Here is a 23,692-nt window from a genome sequence, read left to right as displayed (position 1 = left end):
CTCCATACTATTCCTCCCCCCCGCAAAAAGTACCTTCATCAGACGCCTCCCCCTTGAGGAATAGGCGTTTATCCCATGCCGGACAAATATCATGCTTCATATGATAATACACAGTTCCGACTACAGCTTAAGGCCACAGGACAGGAGAAACAAAGATGAGCGACATCTTAGGAATCATGACCCACCGGATCGGCCATGCGGGAAGCTTTGCTAGACATGCCAAATCAGCCCTCGCCGAGAAGTTCAGCGGCATTCTCGTTTACACCCCTAAAGATGTGAACCTGACAACCCGAAGAATAACAGGCTATGTATATAAAGGCGGAACATGGAGCAGGCAAACCATGCCTTTTCCCCGGATGAACATGGATATCGGATTTTACAAAGGATCGCAAGTCGCCAGAGCCACTCTGGTCAAAAAGGCACCTTCATTCCCTTTTACCGGCTACGGCATCGGTAACAAAATCCGGATCCAGAACCATCTGCTCACTTCCCCCGTTCTGAAGCCGTATCTTCTGCCTACTGAACTGGTGAAGGACTCTAGCAGCTTTTTAGCCTTTGTGAAAAAGTATAATAGCGTCATGCTGAAGCCGATTAACGGCTGGGGCGGCAGAGATATCGTACGCGTCACGCTGGAGCAAGGACAGTATAAAGTGCAAAAAAACGGCGAACAAACGCGATTAACGAGCGCTGTTGGTATCCGTTCGTTAATTAGACGCGCGCTGAGCAAGGAACGCCAAATCATGCAGCAGTGGATCGATATCCGGAACAAGCAAGGAATTATTTACGACATTCGCGCGTTGATGCTGAAGAAAAGCGAAGGGAACTGGGAGACAACGGGGATTGCCGTGCGGGAAGCGCAGCGCGGACGGATTACGTCCAATCTGAAGAGCGGCGGCCATGCCTTTGAAGCAAGCTCCTATCTAAAAAAAGAGTTTGGCGACGAGAAGGGCGAAGCGCTCGCCAAATCCGTCCGCGAACTCGCGGAATATATTCCGACGTTTACGGAAAAATCGTATGGCGCCCGCCTTTGCGAGCTTGGCATTGACCTCGCGGTTGATGTCCACGGCAAGCTGTGGCTGCTTGAAATCAACATCAAGCCGGGAAAAAAAATTATGCGGCAGCTGTATGGACTCAAAGCTTGGGAGCAATGCCTGCATACGCATTTTCAATATGCCCGCAGCCTGCTGTCAAAAACCCAATAAACGGAGATGAATCATGAGTACGGAAATAACGATAGCCGCAGTCGGGGATTTCCTGATGAAGACGCGTATTATTAACTCCTGCAAAGGAGAAAAAGGCTATTCCTTCGACCATCTGTTCGAACCGATCGCCCCTTATCTGCGCAATGCGGATCTGACCATCGGCAACCTGGAAACCGTATTTGCGGGTAAAACCTCCGAGGACGCTTACAGTGTGGTGAAACGCCATCCGCGTACGAACTGGCCTATGTTCAACTGCCCGGACGCTTTTGCCGATACCTTAAAAAATCTTGGTTTTGACTTTGTCTCGACAGCCAACAATCATTGCATGGACAACGGCATTAACGGTCTGAAGCGTACGCTCAGAATTTTGGATGCCAAGGGGATTGCCCATACCGGAACTTACCGGACGCAGAATGAATCGCAAAGTCTAGTCGTGAAAGAAGTCAAAGGCATCAAGATCGGCTTCCTTGCTTATACGAAAACCACGAATAAAATACCGGTTCCCTCGGACCATAAATGGGCGGTTGACCTGATCAATCCGGCCAAAATGGTCTCCGACCTGAAACGGCTGAAAGCCAAAAACGTCGATCTGACTATCGTATGCCTGCATATGGGCAGAGAATACTCGAATTACCCGGTGCAAAAGCAAAAGGATATGGTGCAATTATTATTCAAAAACGGCGCTGACATTATACTCGGAGCCCACTCGCATACCATTCAGCCAGCCGTCTTCTACAAAAGCGGATCGGGTATCCGCAGATTCGCCATTTATTCCCTCGGCAATATCATTTCGACCCGCCTCTATTACAACGACCATACCTTAACCGGACTCATTACTCAGCTCCAGGTGCGCAAGCTTGAAGATGGCACCATTCGCATTAAGAAGGTCGACTTTATTCCAACCTGGACGCGGATCAGCAAAACGGGAGGCCGAAGCGCCTTTAAGGTCTTCCCGCTTACCGCCCATTTAAAAAAGCTCGACCCGTCCAGCGCCGAAGCCGTCCGCATGAAAAAGATGATCCAGCATGTCCGCCAGCATATCGTAAAGGATCCCGACTCCGTCAACGCGGAAATCATCTAACCGCAAAAAAAATGCCGTACGGATCACTCCGTACGGCATTTCCCTGTTCCTTTAAGCAATTAAAAGGAATATTCGATTGCGCAGTGTAAGCGTTAACTCACCTAATCAGCAATCTAGTTAATCACGCGACGTCCCACGATGAAACGCTGTTTATAGTAGCTATCGTTAACGTTCGATACGATAACGTCCTTCGAAGGGCTTGCGTTATGAATCATTTTGCCGTTGCCGATGTAGATGCCGACATGGCCTACGTCTTTATGATTTTTCGAGCCGCTGTTCCAGAAGAACAGAAGATCGCCTTTTTTGAAGTTGCCGTAGCCTACTTTTTTACCTACTTTAGCTTGATCATCATCATCACGGTTAACCAGAGTAACGCCAACATTAGCAAGTTTATATACAAGCGCTGTGAAGCCGGAGCAATCCGTAGCGTAAGGGGCTTTTTTCTCTTGACGGTTCTGCCAGCTTACATAGTTCACTTTGCCTTTCAGGTTCAATGCGGTGGAAACAATCTTGTTCCTCTTTGCATCCGCAGACATGGCCGCATCCGCGGTTGTGTGCAACAGGGCCGTTACCGGCAAGGCGATAGCTACCAGCAGCATAGCAATTTTAGTCATGAATTTCATTTCAATACTCACTCCCTAACTTGTTGATAGGGCTATTATAAATTGGCTCAGAACCCCAAGGACACCCGCAAAAATTGGCAACGAGCGGTAAATGAAAGCGTTAAGAATGCTGTAATCTAGGCGTTTCTTGGGTCTTAACCACTTTCTGAGAATGGATGAGTCTTTGATGAGTATTTTCTTACTTGTTGCGTCCTATCAACTATGCTATAATCCTGATTTTTCATATTTCGTGTGCGAAATAACGCAAAAAGCCCGTTCTTCCATCAAGGAAGAACGGGCTTGGAAAAATGATCTCTTCTATTATAGTGCTTTCAAAGCATTTGCAATTTCGATACATAAATCCTCGGCCTGCGGCACAAAGCCCAGTCGGTCAATAAAAGCATGCGTACATCCCTTGTACCGGATCGTCTTGACCGGTACGCCGGCTGCCGCAAGCTGCCTGCTGTATACTTCGGACTGAATGCGCAGCCCGTCAAATTCAGCTCCTACGCACAACGTACGCGGTAATCCAGCGCTGTCAGCCAGAAGCGGACTGACATAAGGATTACGGACCTCCTCCTCATGCGGCAAATAAAGCTCCCAAGCCTTTCTGCCTTCCGGGTCGGCCTCGGTCGGCCGTCCAATCCCCAGCATCGGATCTATCATCGCCCTCTGCTCATCCGACATCTCGAATTGGGACAGCTCCCACTGATAACCGTTCACCCCGTTAAGGAAGGTCACGCACGGATAAATGAGCACCTGCTGAGCTACCATGCGAGTACCCAGATCCCGGTCCTTGGTTGCTACGGCGGCCGACAGATTGCCGCCGGCACTGTCGCCGCCTACCGCAATCCGGTTCCGGTCGATGCCGTATTCCTCGGCATGCTCGTAAATATATTGAACGGCATGAAAGCAATCGTTAAATCCGTTAGGGAACTTACGCTCCGGAGCCAAGGAATAATCAATATTAAAAACTACGGCATCGGCCAGCTCGGCAATCAGCCGGCAAGGGTTCTCCACCGCAAACACGGTACCGCCGATCCAGCCGCCGCCGTGAATATAAATGAGACAAGGTTTATTAGGCTTCCGCATCGATTTGCGCGGATAATACCGCCATAGGCCAACCTCATTGTCGCCAAGCTTTACGCGTTCGTATCCGGTGTAAATCTCCACCGTATTCAAATTACGGTTCGGAAATCCCATGGAATCGCGTATAAGCCGAAGCTGCTCCTCCGGCGACGGAGGCTGGGCTGGGGCAGCCTTTTGTTCCCCCGCCCATTTCCTAATAATCTGAAGCTCGTAGGGATCCAGATAACCGGCCCTTGTCTCTTCCGGATTAACCTTTACAATAACCTGCGTGCCGTTCAAGTTTGCTTCTTCCTGCTGAGCCTGCAGGGCGTTCACGATTTCCTGGCCGTATACTCTCATTGATAGAAGCCTCCCGGGATGTGAAATACGATCCCTTCTTACTTCTCCTTTTGCTTATGAACATCCTTTATTTATTCTTGGCAGGCTGACCGGACGGCAGATAGACCATATGATCATCGTGCTCCGACAAATCCTCCAGCCAAGATGCTTCAGGAGGACAATCCAGCATGATAAAACGGCCTTTTCCTTCTTCTTGATAGTGATGGTATTTCACGTAGGCTTTGCCGCCCTCTATATCCAGCAATTCAACCTTGCCATAATCATGGGCCATCAGAAGCCGGATCCGCTTCCCAAGCTCCGCGGTTAGTTCTTTTGCTTGCTGAACGATGGAGAACTGCGTTTGCAGGGATAGACTAGACTCGGGATAAGAAGGATTGGGACGGTTAATGATAAAGGAATAGGGCGAAACCCCAGCCTGGGACAGCTGATCGATCAGCTTGCCTAACAGAAGAGGATCATTGTTAACGCCCTTGACAATAGGGGTTTGATTAAGAACGATTACGCCCGCCTGGTGAAGGGCATTAAAGGCTTTCTTCGCTTCGGCCGTTACTTCCCTCGGATGGTTAATCGTGGTCATTAAATAGATGCGTTTCTCCGGACTCGAGAACCGGCTTAACATCTCTAACAGTTCATGGTCCTCGTAAATCCTCATCGGATTATGAACCGGCATTCTGGAATCCAGCCTAATCGTGCCGATATGCTCGATATTCCGCAGCTGCTCGATTATTCGGGTCAGCTTGGAAATACCTAACATCAGACTATCGCCCGTCAGCACAACCTTATGAATTTCGTTATGTTCGGCGATGTACGCAATTCCTTCCGCTGCCTGGGACACGGGAAGAAGAACCATCGACTGATAAATGTGCTTGCAGCCGGCAGCTTCCCAAGAAAACTCCTGAAGCCCGTGAGGGGCTTCCCCCGCAGCCGCAATCAGATGCTTGCGGATCGGATCCTTCGGATCATCCCAGTCAATCAGGTTTAAGTAATAATCATTGACGCGAAAATGCTTCTTAAGCCGTTCTCTTTCCGCCTCCGACAGACCTGCCGATCTACCGTTATCGGCCATTGGTTGTACCATTTCGCATCCCTCCAAAAGGTTATTAAAAGCATCACCTATGCCGGGAAGTCCATCCCACCTCCACGAAAAATGAAAAAAAAGACCCCCGCAGCACAGAGCATGGATATGGTCTGTGCGCAATTTGGGCCTTTAAAACAGAAAAAGACCCAGCAAGGGTCTATCGTTTGCAATGTTATTCGCAAAAGACCCATCTCAAAGCTGACGAGGTTAGCTGACGGACTCGGGATAGATGGTTCCCTACAGCCGATAACCGGCTGATTCGCCCCAAAAGATTGGTTTCCCCGCTTCTCGGCAACGCCGAGAACTAAGCTTATTATAATTATCTCACAATTCGTAATATTGTCAACAATTAATCAATAAAAATCCCCGCCCAATTTCCCGAGGAAGATTGGGCGGGGTTATGTTAAATCTCTGCGGTCATTTCTTATCCACTTGAAGAAGAAATAAGTGCTTAACCGAAAACGTATCCTTGATGGTATCCTCCGAAATAACGTTCAGCTTGATGAGACCGGCGATTTTGGAGGTATCGGGCTTCGAGAGCAGCCGCCATACATCGGGATCGGGAAGAGCAGCATACAGCTTGCTCTCATCGAATTCCTTGCGCTCCTGGGAAACAATCTTCACCTTGTAGCTGCCTACTTCCAGTTCGGAGAGGTCCAGCTCGGCGCAATGCTGTATAATTTCACCGCGCAGCTCGGATAATTCCTGCTCGATTTCCTTCTGCTTTTGCTTAAGCTGATAATAACGCCTGACTTTGTTATCCTCCACCTTATTCACGCTCCTCTTCATCATATGTATGACGGGGAGCGCGGAATTAGGACTGGATCTTGTCCCGCTATTTAGGGACTAATCCTCTCTTTCGATAGGCCCAATGATTCGTTGGGCCATGTCCGCCGCCGACGGTAATGCCGTCTTCAATGGCGGCTTGTATATAGGCTTTTGCCTGGCGTACGGCTTCCTCGATATCAAGCCCTTGAGCAAGGCCTGCAGTGAGCGCAGCCGAATACGTACAACCGGTGCCATGGGTGCGGGCCGTTTCGATCCGTCTGCCTGCCAGCTCGCTGTAGCCGCTGCCGTCGAAGAGCAGATCCACCGCTTCGGTTCCCGCTTCATGCCCGCCCTTGATCAGGACATAACGGGCGCCAAGGCTGGACAGCTTTTTCGCCGCTTCAAGCTTGTCGGCCTTGTTGCGCACGGCCATACCGGTCAGATGCTCGGCTTCCGGAATGTTTGGCGTTACGATCATCGTCAGAGGCAGCAGCTTGCGGGTTAAAGCCCGCACGGCCTCTACCTGAAGGAGCGACGCGCCGCCTTTTGCGATCATAACCGGATCGACCACAACCTTCTTCCAGCCGAAGAAAGCAATCGCCTCGGCTACTTCCTCGATAATCTCGGCACTAAACAACATGCCGGTCTTTAAAGCGTCAACGCCGATATCGCTGCCGACGGAGTGAATCTGGGCCTTTACCGCTTCCTTGGTGAGCGGGAATACGCCTTGCACGCCAAGCGTATTTTGCGCTGTAATCGCCGTTAAAGCAGACATCCCGTAAGCGCCAAGCTCCTGGAACGTTTTTAAATCCGCCTGAATGCCTGCTCCGCCGCCGCTGTCCGAGCCGGCAATCGTCAAAGCCCGGGCTACATTGCCGTTTATGGATTCCGCCATTTGTATTTCACCCCGTTTATCGTTTAGTAGGAAAACCGTTCCGGCGCAAACGCCGGCAGCCTGCTGCCGTTATCGATATAATCGGCCACAACTCGTGCCGTTACCGGACTTAGAAGAATGCCGTTGCGGTAATGGCCCGCCGCCATAATGACGCGGCCGCCCGATTCCTCTAGCGGTCCAAGCAAAGGGAAACCGTCCTGCGTGGATGGCCGGAGGCCTGCCCAGCGGTGGAACGGCTCCCGCTCCTCCAGAAACGGAAACGCCTGCTTGTTCCATTTGCGCAGCCGCTCGATTCCACGCTCCGTAACGGTTGTATCAAAGCCCGCCACATCCTCGGAAGCTCCGCATACGAGCGTACCGTTTTCTTTTGCAACCAAATAGCCCTGATTGCAGAACACCATGTGCTGGACCGGTTTTACTTCCGCTTCATAAGCGCATATCTGACCGCGGATCGGGTACACCGGAATACGGATGCCGAATACCTCCTCAAGCTCCTGTGCCCAGGCGCCGGAGCAGACGATCAGCCGATCCCCGGTAAAGCTCCAGCCGGTCTCGGAGGTAACAACGACATCGTCGCGCCACTTATCGACGGTTACCGAGCCTAGCTGCTCGAAGATTCGAACGCCGGTCAGCCGGCATGCCTGCTCAAGCGCCAACACGTAATCCGGCGCGTACACATGGCTTTCCTCCGGCGTGTAGAGAGCGGCCTTCACCTCGCGGGACAACATCGGCTCCTGTCGGAACAGTTCATCCCCTTCCAGCACAATACCGCTTGATCCATGCTCGTTCTGCCAGAGGCGACGCCCTTCCAGAGCCAGACGATCCGCCTCGTGATAGGCAATATAGAGACTGCCCGAATCGGTGTATTCGAACGTCCGCCCGGATACCTGCCGGACCTCGTCGCGCCAGGATGGGTAGAGCCGCAGGCTTTCCCGGCACAGGCGGAAGAAATCATCCGGCCCTTCCACATTTTCCGAGTAGGGGGCAAGCATCCCGGCCGCAGCCCCGGAGGCCTGCCCGCCGCAGCGGCCAATCTCCAGGACGATGACCTGATGCCCCCGCTTCTGAAGCTCGAAAGCGCAGGAGAGACCCACTACGCCTCCGCCCATAATGACAATCGTTTCTCCCATGATTAGACCAGCTTTCTATCTTGTAATCGGCGGGTTACTTCACAATAAACTGCTCGTGACCGCTGCTTGCCGATGCGTAACGCTTTTTCGAAATCCGTCCCGATAAATACGACAGACGCCCCGCTTCAATCGCCAGCCTCATCGCCCGCGCCATGCCAACCGGATCCTTCGCTTTGGCAACCGGCGTATTCATTAAGACGCCGGACACGCCAAGCTCCATCGCCTGCGCCACGTCGCTGACCGAGCCAAGGCCCGCGTCCACGATAATCGGCACCTTCGCTTCCTCCACGATCAGACCGATATTATACGGATTCAATATACCAAGCCCGGTACCGATCGGCGCCGCTCCCGGCATGACGGCCGCCGCTCCGGCCTCCTCCAGCCTTTTGCACAGGATCGGATCATCCGATGTGTAAGGGAGGACCGTAAAGCCTTCCTTGACGAGAATTTCCGTTGCCTTCAGCGTCTCGAGCGGATCGGGCAGCAGCGTGCGCTCGTTGGCGCTAATCTCGACTTTAATCCAATCGCTTAGCCCCGAAGCTCTTGCGAGCCGGGCAATACGGACGGCTTCCTCAGCCGTGCTTGCGCCGGACGTATTCGGCAGAAAGCGGAAGGTTTCCCCTTCCACATGCTGCAGAATCGAATCATCCTCGGTTGAAGCGAGGTTAATCCGGCGGATCGCAAAGGTCAGCACCTCCGCTCCCGACTCACGGATCGCTTCCTTCTGCACGTAAGGGCTTGGGAATAATCCCGTCCCGATAAAAAACCGCGAGGTGAGTTCATGTTCCCCGATACGCCATACATCCTTTTTCATCCTACGTTCAGCCTCCCCCGACAAAATGAACCAGCTCTATCTTCATCCGCGGCCTTACTTCCGTATCCGGCCACTGTTCCTTCGCGATAATCTCGCCATCCGCTTCAACGACGACCGGACGCCCTTCCAGCCCGAAATGATGAATGACATCCCCGATCGTGCGGGCATCCAGCTCTTGGGACTCGCCATTAACGATCAGCAGCATGCGACTCTCCCGCCCCTTCCAGCTTGCGGAGGAAGGCCTGGCACGTGCCCGCGACATCGGAGCTTCCGACAATCTCGCTCACCGCGCAAATTCTTGTTGCTCCTGCCGCAAGCACTTCATCCACGTTGCCCAGCTTAATTCCGCCAATCGCGACAAAAGGAATGCGGACCTTTTCCGCTACCTGCCGTACATATTCGACCGTTACCGGATCAACGACATCCACCTTCGTCTTTGTCGGGAATACAGGCCCCACGCCGATATAGTCGGCGCCTTGCTCTTCCGCAAGCAGCGCTTCCTCAATCGCATGGGTGGAAATGCCGATGATTTTATTTCCGACGCGTTGTCTTGCTTCCGTGAGCGAGACATCGTTTTGCCCGAGATGGACGCCGTCGGCGTCTACTTCCAGCGCTATGTCGATATAATCATTGACGATAAACGTCACGCCATATTTCCGAGTCAGCTCCCGCAGCGCCTTCGCCTTGCGCAGCACCTCTTCGGGGCTGCCGTCCTTATCCCGCAGCTGAATAATATCCACGCCGCCTTTGATTGCTTCCTCCATCACTTCCAGCATGTCGCGGCCGGGATGGAATTGTTCTCCCGTGATCGCATACAGACGAAAATCCTTCATCCTGCTCTCATCTCCTCTATGTTCAATATCCGATATATCTCGCGTACAGCGTCTTGGCGCGGACAAGATCCTCCGTCCCCTGCACAAGCACCCTGCCGTCCGGGAACAGCACCAGCCGCTCTCCTTCCGGCAGCTCGGCTTTAAGCAAATAAGCGTTAAGCTCTACCTTCACCGCAGCCGGCTCCAGCCGCTTGCTCCATTGTCCCAAATCCAGTTGTCCATGTCCGCTGATCTGAACCGTGCTGCGGCCGCATAAGGATACCGTCGAATCCGTTTCCGTCACCTGCAGCGCCGGATATTCCTTCAGCTGGCAGCAAGGGCAGTCTTTCTTCGCCTCGCCAAGCTTCATTTCGTAGTAATAGTTGCTCCATAAATCGAAGGTAACCAGACTATTCCGTCTGGCTCCATCCGCTTCAACCAAATATTTAAGCGCTTCTACGGCCTGGTAGGAAGCGACAATATCCACAACGGGCGCGATAACGCCTATCGTATCGCAGGTTTGGCCGCCGCTGTCCGCCGAAGGGAGGAAGCAGCGCAGGCAAGGCGTCTTGCCCGGCACCAGTATCGCGCTCATGCCTCGCGAGCTGACCGCCCCCCCGTAGGTGAACGGAATGCCTTTGCTGAAGCACGCATCATTGAGCAGAAACCGGGTCTGGAAGTTATCCGTTCCGTCCAGTACAAGGTCCATGCCGTCAAGCAGCTCATCAATGTTATGGACGGTCACATCCGCCACAACCGCTTCGATCCGCACATCCGAATTGACGCGGCGGAGCTTGCGTTCCGCGGCAATCGCCTTCGGATAACCTTCGCGCACATCGTCTTCGTCATACAGCATCTGGCGCTGCAGATTGCTTTTCTCCACATAGTCCCGGTCCACAATGCGGACCCGTCCGACACCGGCGCGGACCATATGATTCGCCAGCACGGTGCCAAGCGCGCCCATTCCGATCACGCATACCGAGCTTTCGCTCAGCTTCCGCTGACCTAACTCGCCGATTGGCGCAAACAGCATTTGCCTTGAATATCTATCCAGTGTCTCATCCATCTGCCAACCCTCCTAAAAAGAATTGTCACATAATTGGCCTCTTTAAGGCCATTGTGGCAATTCTTGCTTCGTAAGCATTCGCTTAAAGAATGGTCACACAAATGGCCTCTTTAAGGCCATTGTGACGATTCTTACTTCGTAAGCATTCGCTTAAAGAATGGTCACACAAATGGCCTCTTTAAGGCCATTGTGGCAATTCTTACTTCGTAAGCATCAACCCATATAACCTACAAGTTGCGGAAAGCATCCGCCGCCTTCACCGGCTTCTTAATCTCACCATGCTCCGTCAGCCAAGTAATAATGTTATTCCAGGAATCCTCGGATTGGCTGGCAAAAGGCACCTTGCCCGCATCCATCAGCGGCAGCAAAATTTGCAGGCTTTGCTTCTCGATATCCGCATCCAGCGGGAAGTCGGTGCTTTGCTTATCCAGCAGCAGCTTCAGCGCTTCATCCGGATGGCTTGCGGTATATTCCTGGCCTTTCGCCGCGGCCGCGAGGAATCTTTTGATCGTGTCGCCTTTGCTATCCAGCTCTTTCTCGCTTGCCGTCAGCACCAGCTCGTAATAATCCGGAACGCCGTAATCCGCCGGGTTAAACGAGATCAGCTTCTCGCCTTCCTTCTCGAGCAGCAGCTTCTCGTGATTGATATAACCGCCGATAATGCCATCGACGCGGCTTGTCGTCATCGCCGGAATCAGATCCCAGCCGATATCGACATAATTTAATTTCGACGGGTCGCCCCCATCCGCCTTCACCATCGTATTAACCATGGCTTCATCGAGCGGTAAGGAAGGATAGCCGATTTTTTTGCCTTCGAGATCCTTGGGCGTCTTGATCCCCGTACCCTCGGCCACAAACAGCTGATTCAGCGGATGGCGCACAATCGCCCCGACCGATACGACCGGGATATCCTCCGAACAGGCAACGGCCACCTGCGTCTGATAGCTGAGCGCCAGATCGGCTTTGCCCGTAGCAACCAGCTTCAGCGCGTCGTTCGTATCGGCAGGCGTCTGAAGCTTGACCTTAAGCCCTTCTTCTTCAAAATACCCTTGTTCCTCCGCCGCATACAAAAACGTATGTACCGCATTGGGATACCAGTCCAGCAGCACCGTTAACTCTTCCGTCTTTTTCCCGGCGCTGCCGCTCTTCTCTGATGAGCATGCAGTCAGCAGCAAGGCGAATGCAAGACCTACAACTAATCCTGATTTGATGAATCGATTATGATAAGTTCCCAGCATGATACGATATCTCTCCTTAAGAATAAATGGCTATTTAGCGATTTCTTACACGATCTAACTCCGCCGATGCCCCAGCACCAGTCTCTCTATCATTTGCGCGGCAACAAACAAGGCAATCCCCATCAGCGACAAGAGCAGTACGCCTGCGAACACGTCGTCCCCGCGAAGCATATTTGCCGCACGCTTCGTATAGACGCCAAGCCCGGATTCTCCGCCAAGCCATTCGCCAAGCGTAGCTCCGCCAACGCTGATGGCGGCAGCCATTTTTAGTCCGGTGAAGAAGGACGGCAGCGCGGAAGGAATCTTCCATTTCAGAAACAGCTGCGCTTTGCCTGCTCTCATGGAACGGAGCAGCTCCCCAATCTCGCGGTCCGCCGTGCGGAAGCCGTCCGCCGTATTTACCGCTATCGGGAAGAAGGTAAAAAGTATAACAACCGAAATTTTGCTACCGATCTCGTAACCGAACCACATAACCATGATCGGCGACAACGCGATAATCGGAATGGTCTGCGAGGCTACGATTAACGGATAAATCGTCTTGCGCGCAAGGCTCGAGCTGTCGATCCAGATCGCGGACAACACGCCAAACACGACCGAGAAGGCTAGACCAAGCAGCGCTTCCCATAACGTCAGGGCAAAATGCTTGCCCAGCAGCGCTGCGTGATTTAGAAGCGCGGCAAAAACATCCGACAGCCGGGGAATGATATAGCCCGGAACATCGAATAGCCGAGTCCCAAGCTCCCAGACTCCGGCCAGCAGCAAAATAAACAGAAGGATTGGAAGCTTATCCTTAAGCAGCTTCATCAGCCTGGACCTCCTTCCGCATGGGAAGGGATCCGGCCAAGCTGCCCAAGAAGCCTTCGCTTCAAATAGGCGAAACGCTCGTCAAGCGTTGTCTCATAGGTACGCGGGCGCGGCAAATCGACGACAAGCGATTCAAGCTGCTTAATTGGTCTTGATGCCGCAACAAGGACCTGATCCGAGAGCAGCAGCGCTTCGTCGATATCATGCGTAATGAACAGAATCGTCTTCCTGTGAACTTCCCACACCTCAAGCAGCCATTGCTGCATACTGATCCGGGTCATCGCGTCAAGCGCGCTGAACGGCTCGTCGAGGAGCATCAGCTCCCCGCCGGCAAGCAAGGAGCGGAGGAACGATACCCGCTGACGCATGCCGCCCGACAGCTCATGCGGATATTTCGCTTCCGTGCCGGCAAGCCCTAGCTCAGGCAGCATTTCAAGCACTCTGCGCCTTGCTTCGCGCTTAGGCACGCCGGCAAGCTCGAGACCGATAGCGGCGTTATCCTGCACCGTCCGCCAAGGCATCAAGCAGTCGCGCTGCGGCATATAGCCGATGGTGCTGCGCTGACCGGGAACGGCGCCAGCTGCCGTAATCGTACCGGATTCGGGCTGGAGTAGACCGGCGAGCAGGCGGAACAGGGTTGTTTTGCCCATGCCGCTTGCGGCTACGATACTGACGAATTGCCCCTTGGGCACCTCCAGATCAAGTCCGTCGAAGAGCGGCTCCTCGCCTTCGAACCGGTAGGTCAGCCCTTGAACAGTCAAGCCCGCCGAAATCGGTAGGCTTTCTTCCCGAGCCCTCTCTACGGTAACCTGCTGCCTGTTCACGCCGGCCACTCTTCCTCTCGGTAGGCCATATCCCAGAACATGTATTCAAGCTTGGAAGCCATGATGAAATGCCGCTCGAGCTTCGCCAGCTCCGGCTCCGGCAAACCTTCCGCCAGCTCATCCATGATGCCGATGCACCAGCTGGTCAGCTCGCCAAACTCCTCGGAGCTGTACATCAGAATCCAGTCCCGGTAAAGCGGATGATCAAGCGCGCCGGGCGCTTCGGCGAACAGGACGCCAATCTCCCGGTAGCTCCACATGCAAGGCAGTACAGCCGCCGCAACCTCGGCGAGCGAGCCATGCGCGGCAACGTCAAGCAAATATTTGGTATAAGCGATTGTGGTAGGCGACGGTTCCGTACTCTCCAGCTCTTCCCTTGTCACGCCGAATCGCTCGGCGTATTGCCGGTGCAGCCCCATTTCCACGTTCAGAATGGAATGGCACAGCTCGGAGAACTTCCCCATCGTATGGAGGTCGTTAGCCTTAATGCTGCCGTAAGCGAACATTTTGGCATAATCGATTAAGTAGACGTAGTCTTGCTTGAGGTAAAAGATAAACTTCGCGGGATCAAGCGTCCCTGCCTTCAGCTCCTGGAGGAAAGGATGACGGTGACTCTGTTCCCAGATCCCCTTCGAGCTCTCGTACAATCTCCCGGTGAATTTCCCGGTTATTATCGTTTCCGTTTGCATTGCCTTCTGCCACTCCTTTAATTTAGTAACCTTGGGTAACTAACGAGGGGGCGCTGGAACAACAGAAAAAGCCATCCGCGAATACACGAATGGCTGTAATTCGATCGGTTCTCTACGCCAGCATTACCTGGTTCAGATTAACGGTCAAGCAAACAAGTTGCCTATCTCAGCCGGACTTTATCCAGCACCCGCACGTTTTATGCAATTACACTCACTATAACGGATCTGTGAATATTAGGCAATAACCTATTATTCTTCGCTATCCGGTTTATTCGCTCCGCCGGCTTCTTCCTTCTTGCCTGCTCCTGCCTTCGGCCCTTTGCTGAATACCCGCTTCGCGCTCTTCTTCTTGGCTGCCTTATCCCAGCGGCTCCAGCCCTTCTTGCCGGTTCCTTGTCCGATGCCGCTTTTTTTTGCTTTCGTCAATCGATACCGCTCCCTTGTCCTCTAATACGGTGTATTGTACCAATAGCAGGGCGGTAATAGCAATGTTTAAGCTTAAGCCTCCGGCTCAATCCCGCAGACGCCGTAAAAGAACAAGTGGAGAAATTCCTCGAAAAACTGCTCGCCCTTCCCGCTTTGCTGCGCCTCTTCCAGCAGCTTTTGGGATTGCGCGACAAACATGTTCACGTAAGTCAGAATCATCCGCGTCGATACCTTGTCCGAGATTTGTCCCTTCTCTTTGCATTCCTCTATAAAAGCATGCATAAGCGGCATAGCCCGCTGCTGCGTCACCTCGTCGATATAGGCGGCAAAATCCGGATCGCCGCTCATCATCTGCTGAATGAATGCCGGCGTAAAGCGGCGGAACGCTTCCGTATCGGCCTTCACCACATACTCCACGAACTGCTGAAACGTTGGACCGCGGCTCATAAATACTTCGAAATCGTCAACATGCTCCGTAACGTAATGTTTGAAGGCTTCCCGAATGAGAATCTCCTTGCTGCCAAAATAGTTATAGATCGTCACCTGCGACACCCCTGCCTCGGAAGCAATGTCGGCAATGCGGATATGTTTAGGCTCACAGTCCTGAAGCATGGCGAGGACCGTTTCCCTGATCTTTGCTTTAAGCAGCTCGGCTCTTTTTTCGAATCCGTTCATGTTACCCTCCGGCTCTCCAATAAATATGAACTAATGAAATTATAGCACATAAAGATTTCATAACCCCATTGACTTCTCTTTTAGCCGAGCCTATCATAATGATGAAATATAGAAGTAATCAAATTTCATAATTTTTCGAAAGAAGGTGCGGTCAGCATGCTGGTCGTAGACGGGTTAACGAAGCTTTTTCCGGGCGGCAAAGGGATTACCGATGTGTCCTTTACCGTGGAGCAAGGAGAGGTATTTGGCTTTCTTGGTCCTAACGGCGCCGGGAAATCCACAACGATCCGCCATATTATGGGCTTCATGAAGCCCGACCGCGGAAGCGCGTCGATTAAAGGGCTGGATACATGGAAGCAGCAAGGGACCGTGCAGAGGCTGGTCGGCTATTTGCCGGGAGAGATCTCTTTTATCGAAGGCATGAATGGCAAGGAATTTCTGGCGTTTCTCGCCCGCATGCAGCGCGTGGACAGTTCGGCCCGGCGCCAGGAACTGATCGAACGGCTTCAGTTCGACGTCTCCACCCCGATCCGTAAAATGTCCAAAGGGATGAAGCAAAAGGTCGGCATCGTTGCGGCTTTTATGCATAGACCGGAGCTGATTATTCTGGATGAGCCGACTTCCGGCCTCGATCCGCTAATGCAGCAGCTGTTCATCGAGCTTGTGCTTGAGGAGAAAGCCCGCGGCACCACCTTCCTCATGTCCTCCCACAGCTTCCCGGAAATTGAGCGGACCTGCGACCGCGCCGCGATTATAAAGGACGGTGTTATCGTCGCGACCAACAACATTCACGAGCTGCAGTCAATGCAGCGGAAGCTGGTTGCGATCGTGTTCGAGCATCCGGAGGATGCGGAGGCTTTTGCGCAGAGCGGCCGCGTGCCTGTGGAGTCCCGTGACGGAAGGCGGGTTACCGTTGCCGTGCAAGGCAATTATAACGAGCTGATTCATGAAGCCGCGAAATACAAGGTGCGGAGCCTGGACATTACGGCGCAAAATCTCGAGGACGTCTTTATGCAGTACTATGACCGGAAGAATGAAACGGGCGGAAAGGAGGCTGCCGCTTTATGAACTTTCCCCTTTTTAAGCAAATGATGAAGATCCATCTGAAAGGCATGAGCAATTACGCGTTTGGCTCAGCCTTTTACATTCTGCTTATGTTCTGGCTGTATCCAGGCATAGCGGACAACACGGGCGCGTTAAATGAATTGATTAAATCGATGCCGGAAGGCGTTGTTAGCGCCTTTAATATCCAAGGCGGCTTCGGCAGCATGGAAGCTTTTATCTCAGGCGAATATTACGGGCTTATCCTCCCGCTTCTGCTATCGATCTTCAGCATCATGCTGTCGACCGGTCTCATGGCCCGCATGGTGGATCAAGGCTCGATGTCTTATCTGTTGTCCACGCCAACAACCCGCCGGCAGGTTGCGGTAACCCAGGCAGGCGTTTTGTCCACGGGACTTTTCGTTATTATGCTGGTCACAACTGGCGCCGGACTTCTCGGTTACGTATGGTTTATCGGAGATAAGTTCGAATTCAACGGAGCTCGTTACTTGGAGATGAACGTGGTGGCCTGGATGCTGTTTATCGCGGCAAGCGGCATTGCCTTCCTGATCTCTTCCGTTATGAACGATGAGAAAAAGGCGCTTGGCACCTCCGGATTTATCGTCATCGGCATGTTCGCGCTTGATATGCTTGGCAAAATCAGCGACAGCGTCGAGTGGCTGCGGTACATCTCGATCTTCGCGCTGTACCGGCCAAGCGATATTGCCGCCGGCAGCGGCGATCCGCTGCTCTCCTCGCTCGTGCTGCTCGCGATTGGCATCGCCTGCTTTGCCGCGGGCGTTATCTCCTTCAGCAGGCGGGACCTGCCGCTGTAATGGCGGCTGTAGCTGTAAACGGCTGGGGTCAGGCACGGGGCTAGCAAGCGGCGCAGTGTCCGGGGCACCTGACTCAGGGATGCAGCCGCACTGGGATGCCTCCGGCTTGCTGCACATTACTTTACCGGACGCTCGTTTGCGTGCCAGCCCCAATTACGCGCCATTAAGGTCCCTTAGGGACCTTAATGGCTTTCTTTTTCTCTTGGACAGGCAGCTTAAGGCCCCTTAGGGACCTTAAGTGTGCAAACATTGGCGGTTTTCTTGCCAATTCAACTATATTGTTAGTCTTTAGAGTCCCTAAGGGACCTTAAGGACTTCCATTTTCAACTTACGGAGCCGCTTAAGGTCCCTTAGGGACCTTATCTGGTTAGCTCTCCATCAACTTCTTAAGCCACCCCACCCTCAACTTAACACCGTCGGTATCCACTAAACCTAAGCCAATAAGACCCTCGCGGGGGCTTATGATCACCACTATTACTCGGATTTCGCCCGTTAAGACCCTGCCAGGGTCTTATCTCAACTCCAGAAAGCCCGCAACATGCACATTAGCCGCCTTGCCTATGCAAATAAGACCCTCGTGGGGTCTTATGATCACCAATATTACTCGGATTTCGCACGATAAGACCCTGCCAGGGTCTTATCCCAGCGCCGCACGTCCGCACCATGCACATTAGCCGCCTTACTTATGCCAATAAGACCCTGGCAGGGTCTTATGATCACCAATATTACTCGGATTTCGCCCGTTAAGACCCTGCCAGGGTCTTATCTCAACTCCGAACGCCCGCACCATGCACATTAGCCGCCTTACCTATGCAAATAAGACCCTCGTGGGGTCTTATGATCACCAATATTACTTCACTTTCGCCCGTTAAGACCCTGCCAGGGTCTTATCCCAACGCCGAACGCCCGCAACATGCACTTTCACCGCCTTGCCTATGCAAATAAGACCCTCGCGGGGTCTTATGATCACCAATATCACTTCACTTTCGCCCGTTAAGACCCTGCCAGGGTCTTAACCCGGTGCCGCACGTCCGCAACATGAAAAGCCATCCCTTGCCGAAGGCGGAAGGGATGGCTTTTTTAGCAGTCTTATACGGCTTCCAGACTATCCAGAATCTCGCTTAGGCTAAGCTCGGCGCAGGCCATGGACGTGTCGGCCGCTCCGTAATACATGCGGATGCGATCGCCGTCTACCAGCGCGCCGCAAGAGAAGACAACTCCGCCGAAGAAGCCGTTCTGCTCATAGTCGGCCTCCGGCTCCATGATCGGATTGCCGGAACGGGCGATAACCTTGGACGGATCGTTCAGATCGAGCAGTACCGCGCCCATGCAGTAGCGATTGTCTTTGGTCGCGCCGTGGTACAGCTCGAGCCAGCCTTTGTCCGTCTTGATCGGCACGGCGCCGCCGCCAAGCCGGCCGCTGTCCCACATGCCGTCGCGCAGACCGATTAAATGGCGGTGATTGCCCCAATAGAGCAGATTGTCGGACTCGGCAATCCACATCTCCGGACGTCCGCAGCTCTTTGTCGTTGGACGGTGCAGCGCGTAATACTTGCCGTTCACGCGTTCCGGGAAGATCAGCACGTCTTTGTTATCCGGGCCAAAGATCATCCCGTGATGAGTCACGCTCTCGAAATCCTTCGTCGACACGAGCGATTCACCGATGCCGACCGGGGAAACCGCCGAGAAGTAAATATAGTAGGTATCTCCGATCTGCGTAATGCGGGGATCCTCGATCCCAAACGTCTCAAGCGATTGGGACGGATACACGAACGGCTTGTCGTCGATGGTAAAATGCCGTCCGTCCTTGCTCCGCGCAATGCGCAGGTAAGACAAGGAAGTCAGGTATTCAAACGACGGCGCGTGCTCCTTCCGTACGATAACGCGCGGATCGGAGAAATCGTAATCCTCGTCGTCCAAGCGGACCGGAAACAAGTCCAGCTCGCCCCGTTCCACGTTATAGACCGGCGCCAGCACGACATCCGGGTCCGGACTGATAGGCCGTTCAGCAACGCGGAGCAGCATGATAACCTCCCCGTTATATTCCGCAATGCCGGCGTTAAACGCGCCGATCACTTCGAAATCGGGACGGTGAGGCTTGACGTCCGCGGGCGTAACCAATGGATTCTGTTCATATCTATAGATGTTCATAAGAGGAGTCCTTTCTTTCGTACATTGCTTCACCGGCCGCATTCGACCGGATATAAATACAATTCCAAATTACAAGCCGGCAAAAGGGTCAATGATGGTCAACACCTGCGCATCGGCATCGCTGATGCCGGCATACAACAAGGCGTTGCCGTCCTCCCGTCTCACAAGGCCACCGCTAAAAACAACATCCTGCAAGTCCGGCCGCTTGGACGGTCCAGGCAGGAACCGGCTACGCTCGGCAATTATCTTCATATCGGTAAAAGAAGCGTCCTTCGGATCGTATACAAAGGCCATCGGATAATAATGCCGGTCCCCCGCTTCGTCGAAGCAGGCTGTGTGGCCTAGCACACCCACTCGGCCGTCATTCAGCAAATGGGCTTCGTTCGCGCCGCCCCATTCACCCTCGGCGAATTGTTCATCGAGAAGCGGCGCGTCATCGATAATCTTCGTCGTCAGGGCGTCCAGCGAAGCCACCTGCGCGAAGCCGATCTTGCCGCGGCCACCCTTCTCGCCCTGCGGGCGGGTGAAGACCCCAATGTTGCCTCCCCGAAGCTCGACGAGACGAATATCCTTCATGCCGTCCGGCCCTTTGAAGAAGAGTTTCAAATCGCGAATGCCGCTGCCGCGATAGAAGACCGTCCGCCACATAAGCGCGTCCTCCCGTTCCGGATGCGGATAAATCTCGACGCCTCCAAGCACGAGTTCCCCGCCGATCCGGCAGTGAAACGGATCCTGCAGCGCCAGCACGGGAGCGCCCTCAACGGGAAGCCATCTGCCGCCTTGCTCGGAGAAGAAGACGACGTCGGAATGCTCGCTGTCCCTCGATTCCACGCGTCCCGGAATAACGGTTATTTCGCCATCCTGGATGGGAGCGGCGATATTGTATACGTCTTTATCGCCTACGCCTTCGAAGACGATACGCGACGGACTGTCGGCACGCGCACCAGAGGCGCGGTAAGCTTCAAGAAGCTCGAAGCAGGCCAGCGGCCTGCGGGCAATTGGTTCTTGAACGGTCATGGTTCGTTTCCCCCAATGTTGATGTTATTTCAGGCTGAACTGCATGCCTTCTTGGAACTTCTTGCTGAATATAAGGAACATCACGATAATCGGCAGCGTCAGGATGGTTGAAGCCGCGTACAGAGGACCCGGATAAGACCCGTACGGTCCAAACATCTGGGACAATAACACGTTTAGCGTAAGCATCGAATCGCTCTTGACCGCGATCATATCCCATAGCAGCTCCGTCCACCGTTCCATCAGCAGGAACAGGAAGATGACGGTCGTGATCGACTTCGACATCGGCAGCATGATTCGGAACATGATTTTCAGATCGGACGCTCCGTCCAGCTTGGCCGCTTCGATGAAGACGGTCGGCACCGCCTTGAAGAAGTTCGTATACATAAAGATCGCCCATAAACTGACGGCCTTCGGAATGATCAGCCCCAAATACGTATCGTACAAGCCCGCACGCTGAATAATCAGAAAAGACGGTACGAGCAGAATGATAGCCGGGAAGAACATATGAAACAGAACAAAGTTATTGATCGCGTTCCGGCCGAAGAAGTTCAGCTTCGACAGCGCGTAAGCGACCATGATGCCAAAGAACATCATAAGCGCCGTTGAAGCGATCGAGACAAAGATACTGTTAAAAAAGGCGTTTAACCAAGGCCGTGTAATACCGGTCTCGCCGCCGCTGAAAAGCCATTCGTACGACTTTGTCGTAAACCGCGTAGGAAAGAGCTGCTTATCGATCTGCGTCCAATCCGCGAAGGAGCTGAGTACCATATACAGGTATGGATACACCATAATGAGCAGAAGCACGGCCGCGATTCCGTATCGAACAGCTCTTCTCGTACCGCTGTGCTTTTTAGACCCAACCATTGCGCTTCCCCCACATCTCCAGAATTTTGCGGATAACGAAGATCGAAATAAACGTCGCGACCGAAGCCAGCAGCGCTACCGCGGATGCGTAGCCAACCTGCATGTTCTGGAACGCCTGCTTGAAAATTTCCATCTGCCAGGTGTTCGTCGCATGACCCGGTCCGCCGCCGGTGAGCTGATACACCTCCGTGAAAATGCCAAAGGTAACGCCAAACGCCAGAATAAGCGTCGTATACAGCGAAGGATAGAGCAGCGGAAGCGTAATGCGCCAGAACCGCTGGCTGTCCTTCACGCCGTCAATCGCAGCCGCTTCGTATACTTCCTTATCTATGCTTTCAAGGCCTGAAGTAATAATAAGGGCGTAATAGCCCGTAAATTTCCATGCAAGAATCGCGCCTACCACGCAAAGCGCCGAGAATGGTGAACCAAGCCAGTTGATATCCAGCCCGACGCTGCGCAAAGAGACGTTTACGGGGCTTGTATAGGAAAGCAAGCCTTTTACGATAAGGGCGCTAACAACCCCGGAGCTCAGGTAAGGCAAGAAGAAACCGATCAGGAACAGGCTTTTGAACCGGTTCAGCCCGTGCACGAGCACTGCCACCCCGACTGCCAATACGGTAACGAGCGGAACAAAGATCATCATGAACTTGTACGTATTCCAAAAAGCCGCATGCACGCTTGAATCCTGCAAAGCGTCCATAAAGTTGGCGAAGCCAACGAAATTAAAGGTCGGGGCAATCAAGTCCCAGTCCGTGATGGACAGGAAGAACGACCAGATCAGCGGTCCGAAAAAGAAGATCAAGGAATAGATGAGATAAGGGCTGGTAAATAACCAGCCCAACTTGTTATTGCGTTGGTCCATGAGTAGGAGCCTCCCTTACTTCAGGGCTTTTTCCAAAGCGGACTTCATCGCCGCCCAGCCCTCCGTCGGAGCGATTTCGCCTTTGACGACTTTATTGAATGCCTGCTCGCCGATAATCGTCTGCAGGTCGTTGTATTTGGCGTTGTCCATCGGCGGCACGGCATTCGGCACGTTATCCGCGTATGGCTTGAGCTGCGGTTTCGAGTCCAGAATCGCCTTAAACGATTCGTTTGTCGACAAGTCGTCGCGCGCCGGCGGCAGATTGGTCTGCTCGAACCACTTGGCGTCGTTCTTTGCGTCGCTGTACACCCACTTGATGAAATCAAGGGCTGCCTGCTGCTGTTCTTTCGTCGCGGAAGCGTAGATGACAAGTCCTTTCGTATCGGCGAACGTTTTGCTTTGCGCCGGATCAACGTCGTCCGGAACAGGAGGCATGCTGAGCGCATACGTTTCGTTAAACTTCAGGTTAGGATATTTTTCTGCCCAGGTGGTGAAGGTCCATGGCCCAACGTCGGTGAAGATGCCCGTTCCGTTCTCGAACGGATCCGTCACCTGACGGGAAAGAAGACCGTTCTCCTTGCGCAGGTTGTCTACGAAAGTAAGCACTTCGGTTCCTGCTTTCTCGTCCCCGGTGAACTGATCGCCTTCGATGAACTTGTTGCCGTTCGATGCCGCGTCATACAGCATGTAGAAGTCGAACCAGCGCTTCCAGGCCGTGGGATCCGCGAGATCCGGCTTCGCCCACAGGAACTTCTTGTCCCCGTATTTCGCCTTCAGCTTCTTCGTCACTTCAAGAACTTCGCTGTAAGTCTTAGGCGGTTCGTTATAGCCAAGCTCCTTCAGTACATCCAGGCGCCAGCCGAACAGCATCGGGTTGGAGTAGATCGGCAGCACGTACTGATGGCCGTCGGCGAACTTCCATGGCTCGATCGTTTTGGTCATGTTGCGTCCTTGAATAATATCGTTGTAGCCTTCCAGCGTATCGAGCGGTACCAGCGCCTGACTGTTGGACAGCTGAGCAGCGAAGCCGCGGTTAATGTTCTCGGAGATCGTTGGCGCGCTCTTCGCCGCGATGGCCGATTGAATGCTGGCCTCCGACGTCGGCGATTCCTTGATGGCGCTGACGTTGATCTTTACCTTGTCGTTCGTTGCTTCGTAAGCCTTGGCAAGCTCCTGCCAATAAGCCTGCTGGGTCGGGTTTGGAGCCGCCCAAAACTCGATAGTCGTAACCTTGCCTGCGCCCGACGAGCTGTTTCCCGTCTGATTCTGGCCGCCTTGGCCTGTCGAGCAGGCACTCAGCATTCCAAGCGCCACGATAGTGGTAAGCAGAACCGGTGCTTTTTTCTTCATGGAACAATGACCTCCCAAAAGCATGATTTTATAATGACA

General features: G+C 53.3%; 25 protein-coding genes and 1 riboswitch. Of the genes, 4 read left to right on the top strand and 21 right to left on the bottom strand.

Annotation, left to right across the window (positions count from 1 at the left end; genetic code table 11):
- Window positions 1-155: 155 nt before the first annotated feature.
- Window positions 156-1,202 carry a YheC/YheD family endospore coat-associated protein gene (locus CFI03_RS19870; RefSeq protein ID WP_127499076.1) on the top strand — a complete coding sequence of 349 codons (1,047 nt, stop codon included), beginning with the start codon at window positions 156-158 and terminating at the stop codon, window positions 1,200-1,202.
- Window positions 1,203-1,215: 13 nt separating this feature from the next.
- Window positions 1,216-2,283 carry a CapA family protein gene (locus CFI03_RS19865; RefSeq protein WP_248758875.1) on the top strand — a complete coding sequence of 356 codons (1,068 nt, stop codon included), beginning with the start codon at window positions 1,216-1,218 and terminating at the stop codon, window positions 2,281-2,283.
- Window positions 2,284-2,396: 113 nt separating this feature from the next.
- On the opposite strand, the gene CFI03_RS19860 is transcribed toward CFI03_RS19865, so the two are convergent.
- From CFI03_RS19860 to CFI03_RS19785, 16 genes are all read right to left on the bottom strand, one after another.
- Window positions 2,397-2,906 carry a C40 family peptidase gene (locus tag CFI03_RS19860; protein ID WP_248758873.1) on the bottom strand — a complete coding sequence of 170 codons (510 nt, stop codon included), beginning with the start codon at window positions 2,904-2,906 and terminating at the stop codon, window positions 2,397-2,399.
- A 300-nt stretch (window positions 2,907-3,206) separates the two neighbouring features.
- Window positions 3,207-4,313, bottom strand: coding sequence for an alpha/beta hydrolase (locus CFI03_RS19855; protein ID WP_248758871.1), 1,107 nt, complete (start codon window positions 4,311-4,313; stop codon window positions 3,207-3,209).
- A 67-nt stretch (window positions 4,314-4,380) separates the two neighbouring features.
- Window positions 4,381-5,391 (bottom strand): KamA family radical SAM protein, encoded by a 1,011-nt coding sequence (locus tag CFI03_RS19850; RefSeq protein ID WP_201008298.1) that lies wholly within the window; start codon window positions 5,389-5,391, stop codon window positions 4,381-4,383.
- A 182-nt stretch (window positions 5,392-5,573) separates the two neighbouring features.
- A riboswitch (cyclic di-AMP (ydaO/yuaA leader) is annotated at window positions 5,574-5,712 on the bottom strand.
- A 96-nt stretch (window positions 5,713-5,808) separates the two neighbouring features.
- Window positions 5,809-6,180, bottom strand: coding sequence for a hypothetical protein (locus tag CFI03_RS19845; protein WP_283094631.1), 372 nt, complete (start codon window positions 6,178-6,180; stop codon window positions 5,809-5,811).
- Between the two features lie 46 nt (window positions 6,181-6,226).
- The gene (thiD, locus tag CFI03_RS19840; RefSeq protein WP_248758870.1) at window positions 6,227-7,054 is read right to left on the bottom strand and encodes a bifunctional hydroxymethylpyrimidine kinase/phosphomethylpyrimidine kinase; all 828 of its coding nucleotides are present in this window, start codon (window positions 7,052-7,054) and stop codon (window positions 6,227-6,229) included.
- A gap of 23 nt (window positions 7,055-7,077) precedes the next feature.
- Window positions 7,078-8,184, bottom strand: coding sequence for a glycine oxidase ThiO (gene thiO / locus CFI03_RS19835; protein WP_248758869.1), 1,107 nt, complete (start codon window positions 8,182-8,184; stop codon window positions 7,078-7,080).
- Between the two features lie 34 nt (window positions 8,185-8,218).
- Complete coding sequence (locus tag CFI03_RS19830) at window positions 8,219-8,998, bottom strand: thiazole synthase (protein ID WP_248758868.1); 780 nt, start codon at window positions 8,996-8,998, stop codon at window positions 8,219-8,221.
- Between the two features lie 7 nt (window positions 8,999-9,005).
- Complete coding sequence (gene thiS / locus CFI03_RS19825; RefSeq protein WP_127499094.1) at window positions 9,006-9,203, bottom strand: sulfur carrier protein ThiS; 198 nt, start codon at window positions 9,201-9,203, stop codon at window positions 9,006-9,008.
- Window positions 9,187-9,831: a thiamine phosphate synthase gene (thiE, locus tag CFI03_RS19820; RefSeq protein WP_248758867.1), complete on the bottom strand. Its 645-nt coding sequence runs from the start codon at window positions 9,829-9,831 to the stop codon at window positions 9,187-9,189. The genes thiS and thiE overlap by 17 nt, the downstream gene beginning before the upstream one ends.
- A gap of 22 nt (window positions 9,832-9,853) precedes the next feature.
- Window positions 9,854-10,876 (bottom strand): thiazole biosynthesis adenylyltransferase ThiF, encoded by a 1,023-nt coding sequence (locus CFI03_RS19815; RefSeq protein WP_248758866.1) that lies wholly within the window; start codon window positions 10,874-10,876, stop codon window positions 9,854-9,856.
- Window positions 10,877-11,103: 227 nt separating this feature from the next.
- Window positions 11,104-12,114 (bottom strand): ABC transporter substrate-binding protein, encoded by a 1,011-nt coding sequence (locus tag CFI03_RS19810; RefSeq protein ID WP_248758864.1) that lies wholly within the window; start codon window positions 12,112-12,114, stop codon window positions 11,104-11,106.
- 54 nt (window positions 12,115-12,168) lie between these two features.
- Window positions 12,169-12,918, bottom strand: a complete 750-nt coding sequence (locus CFI03_RS19805; protein WP_248758863.1) for an ABC transporter permease — start codon at window positions 12,916-12,918, stop codon at window positions 12,169-12,171.
- On the bottom strand, window positions 12,918-13,742 hold the full coding sequence (locus CFI03_RS19800; protein ID WP_248758861.1) for an ABC transporter ATP-binding protein: 825 nt from the start codon (window positions 13,740-13,742) through the stop codon (window positions 12,918-12,920). Before CFI03_RS19800 ends, CFI03_RS19805 begins: the two co-directional genes overlap by 1 nt.
- Window positions 13,739-14,431 carry a thiaminase II gene (gene tenA / locus CFI03_RS19795; protein WP_248758860.1) on the bottom strand — a complete coding sequence of 231 codons (693 nt, stop codon included), beginning with the start codon at window positions 14,429-14,431 and terminating at the stop codon, window positions 13,739-13,741. Before tenA ends, CFI03_RS19800 begins: the two co-directional genes overlap by 4 nt.
- Before the next feature lie 249 nt (window positions 14,432-14,680).
- Window positions 14,681-14,857, bottom strand: coding sequence for a DUF3934 family protein (locus CFI03_RS19790; RefSeq protein WP_127499107.1), 177 nt, complete (start codon window positions 14,855-14,857; stop codon window positions 14,681-14,683).
- A 72-nt stretch (window positions 14,858-14,929) separates the two neighbouring features.
- A complete protein-coding gene (locus CFI03_RS19785; RefSeq protein ID WP_248758858.1) occupies window positions 14,930-15,532 on the bottom strand; it encodes a TetR/AcrR family transcriptional regulator in 603 nt (200 codons plus the stop codon).
- A 156-nt stretch (window positions 15,533-15,688) separates the two neighbouring features.
- On the opposite strand from CFI03_RS19785, the gene CFI03_RS19780 reads away from it, so the two are divergent.
- Together CFI03_RS19780 and CFI03_RS19775 are read left to right on the top strand one after the other, a co-directional pair.
- Entirely contained in the window at window positions 15,689-16,600 is a 912-nt protein-coding gene (locus tag CFI03_RS19780; protein WP_248758856.1) for an ABC transporter ATP-binding protein, read from the top strand.
- Complete coding sequence (locus tag CFI03_RS19775) at window positions 16,597-17,409, top strand: ABC transporter permease subunit (protein WP_248758855.1); 813 nt, start codon at window positions 16,597-16,599, stop codon at window positions 17,407-17,409. Before CFI03_RS19780 ends, CFI03_RS19775 begins: the two co-directional genes overlap by 4 nt.
- Window positions 17,410-18,498: 1,089 nt before the next feature.
- On the opposite strand, the gene CFI03_RS19770 is transcribed toward CFI03_RS19775, so the two are convergent.
- The 5 genes from CFI03_RS19770 to CFI03_RS19750 form a co-directional block, all read right to left on the bottom strand.
- Window positions 18,499-19,560: a BtaManbiosPhlase gene (locus CFI03_RS19770; RefSeq protein WP_248758853.1), complete on the bottom strand. Its 1,062-nt coding sequence runs from the start codon at window positions 19,558-19,560 to the stop codon at window positions 18,499-18,501.
- A gap of 69 nt (window positions 19,561-19,629) precedes the next feature.
- Window positions 19,630-20,577, bottom strand: coding sequence for an MTP-1 family protein (locus CFI03_RS19765; RefSeq protein ID WP_248758851.1), 948 nt, complete (start codon window positions 20,575-20,577; stop codon window positions 19,630-19,632).
- Between the two features lie 24 nt (window positions 20,578-20,601).
- Window positions 20,602-21,441 carry a carbohydrate ABC transporter permease gene (locus CFI03_RS19760; protein WP_201008285.1) on the bottom strand — a complete coding sequence of 280 codons (840 nt, stop codon included), beginning with the start codon at window positions 21,439-21,441 and terminating at the stop codon, window positions 20,602-20,604.
- Window positions 21,428-22,303, bottom strand: a complete 876-nt coding sequence (locus CFI03_RS19755; RefSeq protein ID WP_248758849.1) for a carbohydrate ABC transporter permease — start codon at window positions 22,301-22,303, stop codon at window positions 21,428-21,430. Before CFI03_RS19755 ends, CFI03_RS19760 begins: the two co-directional genes overlap by 14 nt.
- Window positions 22,304-22,318: 15 nt before the next feature.
- Entirely contained in the window at window positions 22,319-23,653 is a 1,335-nt protein-coding gene (locus tag CFI03_RS19750; RefSeq protein WP_248758847.1) for an ABC transporter substrate-binding protein, read from the bottom strand.
- Between the last annotated feature and the right edge of the window lie 39 nt (window positions 23,654-23,692).

It is taken from the genome of Paenibacillus sp. ATY16 (assembly GCF_003399985.2).
In the GTDB taxonomy this organism is placed as follows: domain Bacteria; phylum Bacillota; class Bacilli; order Paenibacillales; family Paenibacillaceae; genus Pristimantibacillus; species Pristimantibacillus glycanilyticus.
This window is presented reverse-complemented; position numbering and strand designations above follow the sequence as displayed.